11 protein-coding genes are annotated in these 16,693 nt (G+C 34.6%); 2 read left to right on the top strand and 9 right to left on the bottom strand.

Annotation, left to right across the window (positions count from 1 at the left end):
* The first annotated feature begins 43 nt into the window (after positions 1-43).
* Positions 44-952, top strand: coding sequence for a LysO family transporter (locus B6C84_RS09770; protein ID WP_086354050.1), 909 nt, complete (start codon positions 44-46; stop codon positions 950-952).
* A 530-nt stretch (positions 953-1,482) separates the two neighbouring features.
* Positions 1,483-3,336, top strand: a complete 1,854-nt coding sequence (locus B6C84_RS09765) for a hypothetical protein (protein WP_086354051.1) — start codon at positions 1,483-1,485, stop codon at positions 3,334-3,336.
* 375 nt (positions 3,337-3,711) lie between these two features.
* Here the strand turns inward: B6C84_RS09765 and B6C84_RS09760 are convergent, their stop codons facing one another.
* From B6C84_RS09760 to B6C84_RS09720, 9 genes are all read right to left on the bottom strand, one after another.
* A complete protein-coding gene (locus B6C84_RS09760; RefSeq protein ID WP_086354052.1) occupies positions 3,712-4,251 on the bottom strand; it encodes a methylated-DNA--[protein]-cysteine S-methyltransferase in 540 nt (179 codons plus the stop codon).
* 300 nt (positions 4,252-4,551) lie between these two features.
* Positions 4,552-5,316: a histidine phosphatase family protein gene (locus tag B6C84_RS09755; protein WP_086354053.1), complete on the bottom strand. Its 765-nt coding sequence runs from the start codon at positions 5,314-5,316 to the stop codon at positions 4,552-4,554.
* 12 nt (positions 5,317-5,328) lie between these two features.
* On the bottom strand, positions 5,329-6,654 hold the full coding sequence (locus tag B6C84_RS09750) for an OprD family outer membrane porin (RefSeq protein WP_086354054.1): 1,326 nt from the start codon (positions 6,652-6,654) through the stop codon (positions 5,329-5,331).
* 175 nt (positions 6,655-6,829) lie between these two features.
* On the bottom strand, positions 6,830-7,648 hold the full coding sequence (locus B6C84_RS09745) for a histidine phosphatase family protein (RefSeq protein WP_086354055.1): 819 nt from the start codon (positions 7,646-7,648) through the stop codon (positions 6,830-6,832).
* A gap of 80 nt (positions 7,649-7,728) precedes the next feature.
* Entirely contained in the window at positions 7,729-9,120 is a 1,392-nt protein-coding gene (locus B6C84_RS09740) for a glycoside hydrolase family 1 protein (protein WP_086354056.1), read from the bottom strand.
* Positions 9,121-9,123: 3 nt separating this feature from the next.
* Positions 9,124-11,025, bottom strand: coding sequence for a beta-glucoside-specific PTS transporter subunit IIABC (locus B6C84_RS09735; RefSeq protein ID WP_086354057.1), 1,902 nt, complete (start codon positions 11,023-11,025; stop codon positions 9,124-9,126).
* A gap of 185 nt (positions 11,026-11,210) precedes the next feature.
* On the bottom strand, positions 11,211-12,050 hold the full coding sequence (gene licT, locus B6C84_RS09730; protein WP_086354058.1) for a BglG family transcription antiterminator LicT: 840 nt from the start codon (positions 12,048-12,050) through the stop codon (positions 11,211-11,213).
* A 186-nt stretch (positions 12,051-12,236) separates the two neighbouring features.
* Positions 12,237-14,111: a molecular chaperone HtpG gene (gene htpG / locus B6C84_RS09725; RefSeq protein ID WP_065578237.1), complete on the bottom strand. Its 1,875-nt coding sequence runs from the start codon at positions 14,109-14,111 to the stop codon at positions 12,237-12,239.
* A 274-nt stretch (positions 14,112-14,385) separates the two neighbouring features.
* Positions 14,386-15,759, bottom strand: a complete 1,374-nt coding sequence (locus B6C84_RS09720) for a sodium-dependent transporter (RefSeq protein WP_198196541.1) — start codon at positions 15,757-15,759, stop codon at positions 14,386-14,388.
* Positions 15,760-16,693 lie beyond the last annotated feature (934 nt).

Here is a 16,693-nt window from a genome sequence, read left to right as displayed (position 1 = left end):
ATCTAATACTTTTAATATAAAAATGATAATTAAGGAATGAAATATGTATTTTGGTATTCTTATTGCTTTAGTACCGTTATGTTTAGGTTATTTGATTAGATTTAAAGAGCAAAAGTGGATCGCCAAAATAAACCAAGTTCTAAGCTGGATGGTCTATTTTATATTATTTATAATGGGAACCGAACTAGCTCATTTAGATAATCTCGCTGCTAATTTAAAAATTATCCTGTTTTATACTGGTATTATTTTTATCTGCACTTTTGGTGGTAATTTCATTTTCTTAGCCCTAGTAGATATATTACTGCCATGGCGCACCACCCACAGCAGCCAAACTTATGAGTCACGATTTAAAATGATCTTGGAATCCTTGCGGGTCTGTATTGCATTGATAGCAGGATTTGTTGCAGGACTTTTTCCACTTTTTATTTGGCAATATAGTGAAGATATTACCAAAGTGGTTTTAGTCTTTTTACTATTACTTATTGGTATTCAATTGCGTAGTAATAATATTTCGTTAAAACAGATTTTATTGAATAAAGTGGGTATTGCTACTACCATTATTGTCATTCTAAGTACCTTTTTAGGTGGTATTATAGCCGCCTTGATATTGGCACAACCAGTGCGAGTAGGGTTGGCAATGTCATCAGGATTTGGTTGGTATTCATTATCGGGAATATTGATGACTGAAGCTCATGGTCCAATCATTGGTAGTGCTACTTTCTTAAATGATATTCTACGAGAATTATGTGCCATTATCTTAATTCCTACCTTAATCAAACGATATAAACTTACAGCACTAGGTTTATGTGGCGCAACCTCAATGGATTTTACCTTACCTATGCTGCAAAAAGGTGCTGGGGTAAGTATTGTACCACCAGCCATCGTGCAAGGTTTTTTATTAACGTTAATAATGCCAATATTTATGACTCTGTTTAATTCTGGATTATTCTAATTTTTTTTCCTAAATTTAACTGGTGAGGTTGATAACTAATAATAGATAGTTTACTGGTGATTATCATTGTAACTATATGATGATTTAAATTTTCGACAGTAATAAAACTACATTATTAAAAGTTGAACATTGAATTATTAATCTATTTTAATAAAAAGTCTCTTTATCAACCAATTAATTATCTGATTAGCTTCTAAATGGTTAATTTTCAGAATTAGCATCAATTTGTCCTGTATTAAAAGCCTAAAAAGTATTTTTTGTAGTTTAATATTAACTTATTAATCAACTGTGATAAAAATTTTTGCGCGGTAGTAACTAAAATTAACAATATTTTAGTCTTTATTAAAGTCAGCTAAAACTATTTCAAATTTATAACATAAAATCAAAGCGTTTTAGTTAACTTTACTTTACATTATTTGACAAAATTTAACATTACAAAGTTTGATATGGCTAATGATATTATTTATACTTTTTTTAGAAAATTGATTTTTCATAATAAAAAATATAATACTTTTACAAAGGATTGATACATGTTACCAAGTAGTTGTTCAGTAACTAAACATAAATTAGGATTATTTAACCGATTAATTGCTGCAATGTTAGCAATATATTTACCTCAGAATCAACATTCATTTTTTTCTTTTAAAGATTTATTTACTGTTAACTTTTTGTTTTTTAAAGTCAATTTTATAAAATCTTTTTTTTGTTTAAAACCGATGCTAATAAGTGTATTGGTTATAAATAGTTTATTAACCATTTCCGTTAATTCCTCATATGCTTTAAATATAACTACAGTCAATACAATTTATGGTGGTGCACCATATCTTACTTATGATGGAGGTATCTCTAAAGTCGATAGTACGGAAAGTTTATTGGGTATCACTTTATCTGATGGTACAGTAATTAATGCTTCAAATGATGAATCAAGTCTTACTAATCCAATTGAGTTACCGAATCAAGGCGATACTTATGCGAGTATCCAGACCATCGTTCCGTTACCCCAGTCAGGCAATACTAATTACCCTAAAGTGAAAATGTCTGATTTACTCAAGTCACCGTATAACTATTTTGGTGATGATGATGGCGATGGTTACGACGATGTAACCGGTGAAGTTATAGCAACAGCGAGTGGTGATATAGGTGTTACATGGGAAAATATTAATGGCGTTGATGTGACAGACAAAGTTAAAAACAATGCCCATAGTAAATTTATTGAATGTGATGGTCCTTATAAATTAACCATAACCGCAAGTAATGGTGAATTAAAAACCCTATATGGTGAGCCGAATAAAAGTAGTTTTATGGGCGGTAGCCATAATTATTATATAAACCCTAAAGTCGAACCTCATGTCTGCTATGCTCAACCGAGTCTATTATATGATGATAGTACTGAAGCTATTATGACTGGTGGTATTATGTTGTTCGATAGGCCGGGATGGGATTCTGGTATAATTGACTGGATGTATAGAGGTTATCCAAGTAAAGGATTTAAGACTAATGGCGCACGAAACAGCGGTAATTATGATGGTGAAAATTCAGTTTATAACAATAATTTTCCTAGTACAGGCTCTAATGGATTATATTTTTATTTGTTATTGGCAGGAATAAGTCCAGAAGCGGTGATCGCGGCCAATGGTAGTAGCATAAGTGCTGTAGAAGGTGGTAATGTTAGATTAACCTTAAGTACGGGAATAACTGGCTGGCCTCATAATAATTGGTGGGGCTATGGCGAGCCTTATGGTGTACCACAGAAAGGTTTAAAGATAACTTTAACTGGTCCTCGCATAACATCTAATGATAAAAGTTTTAGTCCTTCTACATTTAGACTGTATGCAGATAGTGAAAAAAGTAAGATACTTTATGAATTTAAGTTGATGCGTTGGTATATTCCTACCGATATTGTTTATCAAAATATTAATACCAAAGAAGATTTATTGTTGTATCAGGCGAAAGGTCAAGATGAGTGTCGTCGTTTAGGTACAGGTTATCGGCTAAGTGAAATGCATGATTTGACCAATGATCTCTATTGGGAAATGATAGATCAGTCGTCTATTACAGGCACTGGGGCTGTTAATCCCGCATCTACAAACGCTATTCGCCAGTTGAGCTATCGTAAAGATGGCGAATGGTTCAGTGGAATAATCAATGAATGGGGATGTTTAGATAAAAGTAGCAGAAGGTGCCTTAATTATCCAGATAGTGATTGGTCGCATAGTAATTATTTAATTGCTACTTCAAAATCGAAGATAATTAAGTTTAAGAATAACAACTCTGACCATGACAAAGTGAGAGAACTAATTCCATCATTTGTTAATATGGATGCAGGTCACGTAGGATTATTAGAAAATTCATCAGACAATTATATAGCTTGTGTTTCACCTTAATAGCTATAAGAAGTTTAACAATTAAATTAAAATATTATCCATTGTATTGAGATTTATATGTAAGATTTTAAATAACTATTCGTAAAACATTAGTCTTACAATCTCAATATAAGGGGATATTGTTATAGTAAAGAAAGTGTATTTTTACGCGTTTATAATGAGGGTAGCTTTATTGTTACTGAATTATAGATCATGAATTAAAAGTAAGATTTTCACAACAAAAAAATATGTTAATGATTGGATGGCAAGTTGTCGATTCTCAATAGAATAAGTTAAGCAAGCGTCTACCAAATGCGTTATTAACGGCATTTGACGCAGAATTATCGTCTACAACATACATGGTTAAAGTAAAATATAGAGTGTTTCAATTTTAGTTTAAATCGCTGTGCCTTTCTTAGGCAGAAAAAATTTCTGCATATCTACTCGTTCATGTTCTAGCAACCAGATCTTTTTATCAATCCCACCAGCATAACCAGTTAAGTTACCATTGGCTCCAATAACCCGATGGCAAGGAATAATAATTGATAACGGATTGTGACCAACTGCTCCACCAACGGCTTGACTGGACATATGTGGCTTATTACATTGCAATGCCACTTGTTTTGCGATATAGCCATAGGTAATGACTTCACCGTAAGGAATTTGTGCTAATATGTCCCATACCATATGCCTAAATGCGCTACCTTGAGGAGCCAGTGATAATTGTTTTATAGATGGTTTTTTGCCTAGAAAATAGTCGTCTAACCATTTTTTAGTCTGATTAAATATTGCTAAATTAGATTTTTCTTGTTTGGTCGCATTAACAATTTGGCCAAAATATTTTTGTCCTTCAATCCAGGCACCAATTAATTTATTGTGTTGACTAGCTAAAGTTATCAATCCCATTGGTGACGAATAGTGGCTAATATAAAACATGAAAAATCCTAATATTACCGATTAAGCGATACTTTATTATAACCAGTTAATGTAATTTAAGTAGTAAAAATAGTTGTTTATTTTAGATTGTTCAATTCAGTAGTTATTAAAATTATTTTTGTTAACAAATTGATTAATAAAAATATTATAAGACTATTACGAATGATGAGTATGAGTAAACTAGCTTATTATTTTTATTTATTAATATCGAAAGTAAAGTGATTAAGTAGAGTCGAGGGAATAGAATATGGCTCAACAATAATAAAAAAAGACTCACGTTAGTGAGTCTTTTTGTAAAGATTATTTGCTAGCTTTGCCTTTTTCTACATAGCTCATATCGCCTAATGATTCAACGATAAATTTACCATCATCAGTATAACGGATTTTAGTTACGCTCGCGTTACCAAGTCCACTCGTGATTGGTTTGTCTAACATCTCTTCAACCATTGCCATAATTGCCATACCGTGAGAGACCACCAATACATTACCACCACCTTGTTCTTGAGCAGATTTAGCAATAGCCTTTAATGAGGCTTGCATACGAGTTTTAACAGCATTGTAATCTTCAGCTTGACCTGATTTCTCAACAGCTTTGATCGCATCCATCATTTTTTTAAGAGTAACTTTACCTTTAGCTAAATCCGCCATTAAGGCTTTGTCTGACTCATAACCTAAATGTTGTGCAGCTGGGTTCCACATGTTTGGATCAAGATCACCTTCAAAATCACCAAAGCAAGTTTCACGTAGACCTTCCATTTCATTAATGTTTAATTTAGTTTCACCTTTAGATTCAAGTACGATTCTTGCTGTTTGTCTGGCACGACCAGAGTCACTTGAATATACCGAAATAAAATCAACATCTTTTAAACCTCGGCCAAGTTGCTCTGCAACTTCAATACCAGGTTTAGTAAGAGGTGTGTCTGACCACCCTTGTGCACGATGCACTTTATTAAACATAGTCTTACCATGACGAGTAAAATAGATATTCACATCGGCAGCAACAGTTTGTGCTATTGATGCAGTAAGAATAGCGGTTAAGCCAATAAGTTTAATAAGTTTTTTCATAGTTTCGTCCTTTTATAACAAGTTAAATCGATAATCAATAACGGTTTCTGCTGATAATGTTGGTGAACGTTGCGCATGGCCGTCTCTTAATTTAGGGGTAATGTCTTTGCTGCTCATGGTTTTATAAGACCAACCATAACCAAATTTTGACAAAATAGATAGATTTTTAAATGTTCCACTGGTTGGTTTCCAGATATTAAACACGTTGATTTCACCATTTTTTAGGGTTTCGTGTTTATAGTTAAATTCACCATAGTTTAGATATAAACCAGTGGTATTATCTTTAAAAAAGTCATAGCCTAACACGCTTGATAAAACCACTTCGCCATCACGCATATAGTCTGCACCTGCTGCAGCCATACCATTATAACGGCCACGGTTATTTTTACCTATGTGACGGCCATAATAACCGATAGCGCCTTTGCGATTGGCGTCGGTATAAGCGATACCGAATTTGGCACTCCAGTCTGCTTCTTTCCATTCAACATCGGCTGCATAATGCCACGCTGAATCATCAAAATCACGCACATTGGCTTTCATTTTGTCATGATTTTTAAGAGCAGTACTGCCATAGATTTGTGAGCCAACGGTTAGTTTTTCTATCGGTTTATAAGAAAACTCAATCGCATGACGTTTAATATAATCTTTTGCTACACCATAAGAGTAGTCAAGTTTAATTACTTTATCTTTATAGGCGATTTCAGCTGTTTTGATATTATCAATTTCAGATTTTCTATCTAAACTATAAAAATGCACTTTTTTGGCCGATTCACGAGGTAGAGCACTATCAATATAAGCTAGCGATAACGCCAAATTAGAGTATTTAAGTGTTCCACTATAACCGAGATAACTGTTACGGGTTAAATTTTGCGATGAACTAATTACCCCCATGTCTTTTAAACTATGCCAACCAGCTTTACCATTAAAATTGACATCTTTATTGCCAAATTTGACTTTAGCATAACGTTGTGTAAATTTGTTAAAACCGTGTGCATTGTGTTTATCAGGTTTTTTACCATCATTATAAAGTAAGTTACGAGTTGCAAAGTAATCACTGGCTCCAAGTTTGATGACATTGTCATAAGTAACATCGAATCCCAAGATATCTAACCAATAACCTGATTTATAGTTAAGTGTTAATGCTTGTCCCCATGCACTGTGAACTTCTTTGGGTTGCGATGCATTTTCTTTTAAATACTTCCAATGATTACGTGTTGAAAATTCAAATTTGCTATCTTTGAAAAAACTATTATCAGTATTTAGCGAATTTGCTTCAGCCGCAACAGCTGAAAAACACATAATATTAAGAAGTGCTAGCGAAAGGTACTTTATTTTCATTGTTATATCCTATCTTTATTTTCCCAAAAAAAAACCTAAATACCGCCCACAAACCTATCGGTTGGGCTGATATTTAGGTTTTGCCTGCCTAAGCAGTAACAATCCTATTTTACTAATTTAATTGCTAATTATCTAATTTTATTCAGATTATGGTTATTTGTTTGCCTCCAGTTGTTTATTTATTTAGTGATAATTTACCTTGATTAACATAGTCCATACTGCCAATTTCAACTACACTATATTTACCATTTTGATACACAATTTTAACCACAGTAGCATTTGACAATGGTTTGTTTTTATTTGGGTTATCGGTTAAATCAGAAATCATAGCTTGCATTGACATACCGGATGAAATAGCCAAAATATTTTTTTGATGTTTATCCTGAGCTGTTTTTACAATGCTATGTAGAGCATTTTGGGTACGCTCTTTAACCTGGTCAAAATTTTCCGCTTGCTGTTTAGGATCACTCTTAGCGATGGCATTAGTTAGAGTTGCCACGGGAATTTGTCCTTGCACATAACTTTTATAAAAGCTATCAACAGATTTAAAACCAAGAGACTTCATGGATGCAGATACCATCTTGGCATTGCTTCCACCTTCAAATCCACCATAAAAGACTTCACGTAAACCTTTTAATTCTTGGATCTGGTAATCTTTAACCCCTTTTTGTTGTAACAAAACTTGCATTGTTTCACGCTGACGACCAGCATCACTGGTGTAATAAGCATCAAATTGAATGTGCTTATCTTTAAATCCTTCGCCTAAATAACGCGCAACTTCAATACCTTTATCAGTCAATGGTGAATCAGCCCAACCTTGTACAAGATCATAGGTATTAAATAAAGTTTTACCGTGTCGAGCAAAATAAATGTTAATGGCATCATCACTATTATTGCTTGTGGCATTATTTGCTTTATTGCTACAACCAGTAGCAAGCGTTGTTAATAATAGTGCACTAGTAAGGAATACTGCTTTAATTGTTTTATTTTTCATCATTAGCCTCATATAGCATTGTCATTAGTATGATGAGTGAAATTACCGATAGGGCAAATGTAGACCTACCGGAATCATCATTATTTTAAATTAGCACCTTTCGATGAAATGACTGATTGATACCAATAAAAACTTTTCTTTTTATAGCGTTTTAACGTACCAGAACCGTCTTGGTTTAAATCCACATAAATAAAACCATATCGTTTAGTTACTTCTGCTTTAGATGCACTAATTAGGTCAATTGGCCCCCAACTGGTATATCCCATCACTTCAACACCATCATTAATCGCTTCACGAATTTGCACTAAATGATCGTTCATATAATTAATTCGATAGTCATCATTAATGGTGCCATCTGCTTCAAGCTTATCTTTAGCGCCTAAGCCATTTTCAACAATAAATAGTGGTTTTTGAAAACGTTCATAAAGCAAGTTTAATAAGTAACGGATACCGATTGGGTCGATCTGCCAGCCCCATTCAGACGCTTTAAGATGTGGATTAGGTACCATATCAAGAATGTTCCCCTTTTTACGAAGTGAGTCATCAGCTGTACCACAACAACTCATGTAATAACTAAACGAGATAAAATCGATAGTTTCTTTCAAATCTTCACGGTCTTGATCGGTAATTGTTAATTCAATATTATTTTCTTTAAAATAACGATTCATATAGGTTGGGTAATAACCACGTGCTTGCACATCACCAAAGAACAACCAACCATGATTTTCTAAATGTGTTGCCCAAACATCTTCAGGTTTTGGGTTAAGAGGGTAAGCGATAGCACCAAGTAACATATTACCAATTTTTGCATCAGGTATAATTTGATGACAAAGTTTAACTGCCCGTCCACTGGCTACTAATTGGTGGTGAATAGCTTGATAGATTTCCGCTTTACTGCTATTTCTAGCTAAACCGACACCGGTGAATGGTTCATGTAGTGACATATTAATTTCATTAAAAGTTAACCAATATTTCACTTTATCTTTATAGCGTTCAAATACAGTTTTGGCATAGCGAGTAAAAAACTCAATCACTTTACGGTTTCCCCAACCACCATATTGAGTAACTAGGTAATAGGGCATTTCGTAGTGTGATAAGGTGACTAAAGGCGTAATGTTGTGTTTTAACATTTCATCAAACAGTTTATCGTAAAATGCTAAACCTTTTTCATTTGGTTGTTCTTCATCGCCATTAGGAAAAATACGTGTCCATGCGATTGATGTTCTTAAACAACTAAATCCCATTTCGGCAAACAATGCTACATCTTCTGGATAGCGATGATAAAAGTCGATAGCCCGATCTTTAATACTAGTAATTTCAACATTATTACGATCAACTATATCGCCAAATAGACCATTAGGAGTACAGTCTGATGTTGAAAGACCTTTACCATCTTCATTATATGCGCCTTCGACTTGGTTAGCGGCAATTGCGCCGCCCCATAAAAAATCATTAGGAAAAGTATTAGCCATGTTTTACTCCTTGTTTGCACTTAACGCTAACAGTGCGTCACCATGTTGAATATTATCTTGATTAAATATGCACTGCACATCGATATAGTCATCACTGTTAGTGATAATGATTGGAGTGGTTACTTCAAAGCCGGCTTGTTTTATTGCTTCAATATCAAAGCTTACCAGCCGATCTCCTTTTTTCACTTTTTGACCACTTTCTACATGAGCTTCAAAATGTTGGCCATCTAACTTCACTGTATCAACACCAATGTGGATAAGTATTTCTGCACCTGATTTAGTTTGGAAACCGATAGCATGTTTCGTTCTAAATAGTGACACTACTTCACCATCTTCTGGTGCGACAGCTTCGCCAATAGTTGGAATAATTGCAGTACCTTTACCCATTAAACCACTCGCAAAAGTAGCATCATTAACTTCCTTTAAGTCTATAATTTGACCAGTTAATGGGCTGGCAATCGTGATTGTATTTACAAGTTCATCACTATCAGTTTTATTGTTATTTGAATCACAATTTTCTGTTTCATTTTCATTATTTTGATTTTTATCTTTTGGGATACCAAATAGATAAGTGACTAATGTTGCTACTGCAAATGAAATAAGTGAACCAAATACTACCGCATAAAACTTTTCATTAATGCCTGTAGGTGGAATTAATTGTAAAAATGAGAAGATACTAATAAAGCTGAATGAATAGATAACCGAATGATAATAACCAACAATACCACCACCAATCATTGCTGAAATACAGCCGATAATAAATGGACGTTTTAATGGTAAGTTAATACCATAAATGGCCGGTTCGGTTACCCCAAAAATTCCTGATAATACCGATGAACTTGCTAATGTTTTAACTTGTGGATCTTTGCTGCGTAACATAACCGCTAATACCGCACCAACTTGAGCAAATACTGCAGGGAATAAGATTGGGATCATAAAATCTTCTTGATAAACCGAGATATTATTCATCGCAAATGGTACTAATCCCCAATGGATACCAAATACCACCATCACTTGCCAAAGAGCAGCTAAAATCATAGAAGCAATGACAGAGTTAAGTTGATAAACATAGATGATACCATTAGCAACTGTATCACTTAAGAATGACACAACTGGACCAATAACAGCAAAGGTTAATGGTACGGTAATTATCAAACCAAATAATGGAGCAATAAACTTTTTGAACGAATCATGCATAATCTTGTTAAAATTGCGTTCTAATAATGAATAAAACCATGCAGCTAAAATTATCGGAAAAACCGAAGAAGGGTAAGGGATTAATTTAATTGGAATGCTGAAAAATTCTGTCTGTAATTCAAAAGCATTGCCTAGCATACCAACTACACTAGGATGAACCAATGCACCACCTAATGCCATACCTACATAAGGATTACCACCGAATTTTTTAACCGCTGAAAAGCCTAGAATGATTGGTAAATAATAGAATGGGGCGTCTGCAATCGCATTTAAGAAGTTAAGGGTTGGTGAGCCGGCTTGAACAAGTTCCATAACCTGTAGTATTGCTACTATTCCTTTAAAAATACCACCAGCAACAAGTACAACTAGCGCAGGGATAAAGATACTTGAAACTAAATCAATCAGTTTTGATACAATACCTTTAGGTGCAGCGGATGGAACATCGTTGGTCGATTTTTCATTAAGATTAGTAATATCCATAATCGCATTAAACACGTCAGCAACGCTGTTACCGATCACGACTTGGAATTGTCCACCACTTTGTACAACGGTAATAATACCCGCTTGTTTTTTCAAAAATTCAGCGTTTGCTTTTGATTCATCTTTCAACGCAAATCTAAGTCTAGTTGCACAATGTACTAGACTGGTAATGTTATCCTTACCACCTACATGCTCAATAATTACTTCGGCAAGTTGTTTGTTTTTCATAGCTTATCCTTATTTAAGCGCAAAAAAAAACCTAAACCCCCATTCCATTGAGAGTTTAGGTTTTGCTTGCATCAAAAAAAACAGTTGATGCAATAACAATCCAAAATTTCTGTATTAATTAAATTAACATAAATTTTATAATATTGTTGCAACTAGTTAATTATTTTGTGATTTCGATCACACTATTATTTTTTTAGCTCGGCTCTTAATCTTTCAATATGAATAGTCAAATACAAACTTTCATCATCGGATAATGGATGCTGATATTGTTGGATTAAATGTAAGTCGATCTGTTTAGTACACAAATAGGCTTGTTCATATTTTTGCCGAATAATTTCATATAATGATGTATCTTGTTGCGCTGGTTTGCCTTGACTCAAAATACGATGAGCAAAAAACTTTAAATGCGTGACGAATCGTTGATAAGAAAGGCTGTTTTCATCATACTCAAATTTAAAATGGTATTTAACAATATTCAAAATTTCACGCATGATCTTCGTCATATTAACGATATTCGGCATAGTATCATTTAGTTGAGCATTGACTATATGTAAGGTAATAAAACCTGCTTCGTCTTCGGGCAGTTCGACGCCTAAGCGCTGTTTAATCACTGATAAAGCATGTAAACCAATTTGATATTCATTTGGATAGAATTTTTTTATTTCCCAAATAAAATTATTCGGAATATCAAATCCCTGCTTATGCCTTTCAATAGCAAAATAGATATGATCAGTTAAAGAAATATAAATACTATCTTGTAATTTGCCACCTAACTGCTTCTTAGCATAATTGATAATGATATCTGAAGTTGTATGAATTTCGATAGGTATTTCCGAAAGCAACTCAGCAAACTTTGGCAGTAATTCTTGATTATTCAATGAAAACTGCTTTTCAATAAGTTGGGGGTCAATTTTGTCTCCTTCCCTTTTTTTAAATCCTACCCCACGTCCAGTAACAATTAATTCATTTCCCTTTGCATCTAATGTTACCACAACATTATTATTTAATATTTTATGAACTTTCATCTGTTACAGTCTAAATTAAAGGTTAAATTATTATGTCTAGCTTAACAAAAATAGAAAGTAATAAAATGAAAAAGTGTGATAGGTATCAAAATTTGGCTTAAAAATTGTTGATTTTTTGCGGTAAAAAATAGCAATAAACCCGACAGGCAAGCCATATCGGGTTGAATATTAGGAATTGAAAATTAATTATTGAGCCAGTAATTTATTCATAGTCTGAATAAATTTGCTTGGATCACTTAATGATCCTTTTTCAGCAAGAAGCGCTTGATCTAACAATAACTCAACCCAGTCACTAAATGTTGTTTCATCTTGAGTATTAGCGATGCGTTTAACTAATTGATGATCAGGATTAATCTCAAATGTGTATTTGATCTCTGGCGCTTTCTGTCCTGCTGCAGCAAATAATTTAGCCATTTGGGTAGACATCTCGTCTGCAGCTGTTGTTACAATTGCCGGTGTATCAGTTAAACGATGGGTTAATTTAACCTCTTTAACTTTGTCAGCTAAAACTTTTTTCACACGCTCGATAAATGGCTCAAGTTCTTTTTCAACTTGTTTTTGTTCATCACTATTTTGATCGGCTAATTTCTCGATTGATTCGTCAGATTTACTGATAGATTGGAACTGTTTCCCTGCAAATTCAGTTAAATTGCTCATCATCCATTCGTCAATACGATCAGAAAGTAATAATACCTCAATACCTTTTTTACGGAATAATTCAAGGTGAGGACTATTTTTGGCTGCGCCATAACTATCGGCAGTAATGAAGTAGATCTTCTCTTGACCTTCTTGCATACGGCTGATGTAATCATCTAATGATACGCTCTGTACCTCGCTATCACTGTTAGTGGTAGTAAAGCGTAATAACTTAGCAATAGACTCACGATTGCTAAAATCTTCACCAGTCCCTTCTTTTAAAACAAGACCAAATTCACTCCAGAATTGTTGATATTGTTCTTTGTCATCTTTAGCAAGTTTATCAAGCATTTGTAAAACACGTTTAGTACATGCATTGCGTAAATTCTGGGTTACCTTGTTATCTTGCAGGATTTCGCGCGAAACATTTAATGGTAAATCATTAGAATCAATCAAACCTTTTACAAAGCGTAAGTAATTTGGCATAAATTGTTCTGCATCATCCATAATAAACACACGTTGCACATACAATTTTAAACCGTGTTTATTGTCACGATTCCACATATCCCATGGCGCTTTAGATGGAATATAGAGCAAACTAGTATATTCTTGTTTACCTTCGACACGGTTGTGACTCCAGCTTAGCGGATCGGCAAAATCGTGGGAAATATGTTTATAAAACTCTTTATATTCTTCATCAGTTACTTCTGATTTGCTACGCGTCCAAAGTGCTTGGGCCTTATTAACTTTTTCCCATTTAACTTCTTTGCTTTCTTCATCGGTAGTTTGTACTTCAACTGGTAATGAGATGTGATCTGAATATTTGCTAATAATTGAACGTAAACGCCAATCATCTAAAAACTCTTTTTCATCATCTTTTAAATGTAAGACGATTTCAGTACCACGTGTTTCTTTATTGGTATCAGAAATGGTGTATTCACCTTCACCAGCAGATTGCCACATAACAGCTTCATCGGCTTTGGCTGTTGCCGCACGAGTTGTCACGGTAACATTATCAGCAACAATAAATGCTGAGTAAAAACCAACCCCGAATTGACCAATAAGTTGACTATCTTTAGCTTGATCACTACCAATTGATTCTAAAAATGCTTTGGTGCCTGATTTAGCAATTGTTCCTAAATTCTCAATGACTTCATCACGAGTCATACCAATACCATTGTCGGCAATGGTTAAGGTGCCGGCTTCTTTGTTGGTTGAAATACGAACCCCAAGCTCGGCATCACCAGCGTATAAATCTGGATTTTCAAGTGCTTTAAAACGCAGCTTATCAGCTGCATCTGAAGCATTTGAAATTAATTCTCTTAAAAAAATCTCTTTATTAGAATATAAAGAGTGAATCATTAAATGAAGGATTTGTTTAACTTCGGATTGAAATCCACGTGTTTCAGTTCCTTGCTTACTCATTGACTAATACCTCAGCTATATTTGCAAATTCAATTAATATTAACCACAAAACGTTCATCTTATTAATGCGATAAATAAAATGTTATCTTGTTAATATTAACTGATTAACATTGACATAATAATTTGATTAATTGTTGTATTGCTATATGGGAATAAAAAAGACAATTTCAAGTGAGGGGATTAAGATAACTAATTAATTGCTGATTTTTTAGTTATTTTGTCAATAAAAAAGCCCTGATATTAATCAAGGCTTTTAGATTTAGTAATAAGTTAATTATCGAGTTTCTGGTAAAAATCCACAAACTAAAATAACTACTACGGCTAAAGGAATGATGACGCGAGTCAAGATTGACCATACACCAAACCAGAAATTGCCTAAGTCCAATTCTTTGCGAATGATTTTTTGGTTCATCATCCAAGCACCAAAGATTACAGTTCCTAATCCAGTCACAGGTAACATAATCTTACTAGTTAAATAGTCGAGTAAATCGAAAATATTTTTACCAAATAACGTCACATCTGACCATTCATTAAAGGATAAAATACAAGCAATACCTAATGCCCAAATTAATACACTACTTACCACAGTCGCAGTTTTACGGCCCATAGGTGTTTTTTCTTCTAACAGCTCTACAGTTGGTTCAAGTAATGAAATTGATGAAGTTAAAGCCGCAAAAGTTAGGAAGATAAAGAATAAACAACCTAAAATTGAGCCAGCAGCCATATTACCAAAGGCAATTGGTAAAGTAACAAAAATAAGACCAGGGCCAGAGCCAGCTTCTAAACCATTAGCAAAAACTAACGGGAAGATCGCCATACCAGATAACATAGCAACAATAACGTCTAAAATAACCACAGTGCGAGCAGTAGAAAGTAAATTCACATCTTTACCAAGATATGAACCATAAGCCATCATGATCCCCATACCTAATGATAAGCTGAAGAACGCATGACCTAAAGCGGCTAAAATTGCGGTACCGTTTAATGCTGACCAATTAGGGGTGAATAAAAAGTCAAACGCTATGCCAAATGACGGGCCACTAACAATTGCAGCGTAAGCGACTAACACTAACAATAAAATACCTAAGCCTGGCATCATAACTTTACAAGCGCGCTCTAAACCAGCACCAACGCCCATCGCCACAATGATGGTATTCGCTGCCATAAATACGGTATGCCAAGTTAAAAGGCTACCGACATTACTAAGGAAACCACTAAAAATTTGTCCTGTAGCTGCGCCATCAACACCATCAAAACTACCATTGATAGCTAAAAAGATATAATCAGTCGCCCAGCCACCAATTACACTATAAAAAGAAAGAATTAAAAACGAGCCAAGTACACCAATAATACCAACCCAGCGCCATAATTTTGAGCGACCTTCTGATACCGCAACATCTTCCATGGTATGAATTGGGTTTTTTTGTCCGCGACGGCCGATTAACCATTCTAAAACTAAAATTGGCAAGCCAATGACAAACATAAATAGTAAATAGGTCAGAACAAATGCTGAACCACCCATTTCACCAGCCATATATGGAAATTTCCATATATTACCTAAACCCACAGCAGAACCAGCAGCTGCAAGCATAAATCCCATGCGTGAGCTCCACTGTGAGTGACTTTTCTTCATAGTACCTGTACTCATGAATATATTTTCCCTAGAGTTTTTTGATTAAATATTTAATTTTTAGCATCAGCCGGAGCTGAACTATTTTTTATTAGATAAATAAAGCGCTAAATCATGCCATGAAATAAGTCTATAAACAAGAAGACATTATCATTAATAACGATAGCCAATAAAAAAATTAAATCGTTAAAGTTAGGTTTAATGGTGTTTTGAAGTGATTTACTGTAAAAAAAGAGCTATAAAAAAATTGAGGAACGGGGTTTTTAAAGCCAAAATCCCGCCAATAAATCGCTAACGTTAGTTATAACATCAGCTATTACTGATAATAAACGTTTATTTTGGCAAATAAGTTTAGTGCTTCCTATTTAGCGACATTCGCAATGTGCTGACAACTGAGTGAGGTTAGCATGGCAAACAGGGATGTTTGCCAAGGCGGTGCTTTGTCAGGAACAAATCACAGCCGGTGCGTTAAGACCGAACGAAGGCGGAAGGCAGTCACATCGTGACCACTTGCGTAGTCGCCGCGGGAGATTGTAAAGAGGGTTGGCGCCAACCCTCTTAACTCGGACGTAATCGCCGTATAAAAACAACCACAAAACAACAAACGTCCGAAACTCAAACAACCAAAAAATTTTGAGGAGAGGGGTTTTTGAAGCCAAAATCCCACCAATAAATCGTTAACGTTAGTTATAACATCAACTAGTGCCAATAATAAACGTTTATTTTGGCAAATAAGTTTGGTGTATTTAATTTAGCGACATCCGCAATGTGCTGACAACTGAGAGAGGTTAGCATGGCAAACAGGGAAGTTTGCCAAGGCGGTGCTTTGTCAGGAACAAATCACAGCCGGTGCGTTAAGACCGAACGAAGGCGGAAGGCAGTCACGCAGTGACCACTTGCGTGGTCGCCGCGGGAGATTGTAAAGAGGGTTGGCGCCAACCCTCTTAACTCG

This window comes from Gilliamella apis (assembly GCF_002142155.1).
In the GTDB taxonomy this organism is placed as follows: Bacteria; Pseudomonadota; Gammaproteobacteria; order Enterobacterales; family Orbaceae; genus Gilliamella; species Gilliamella apis.
The sequence above is the reverse complement of the archived record's forward strand: the minus strand, read 5'-3'. Positions and strand labels throughout refer to the sequence as shown.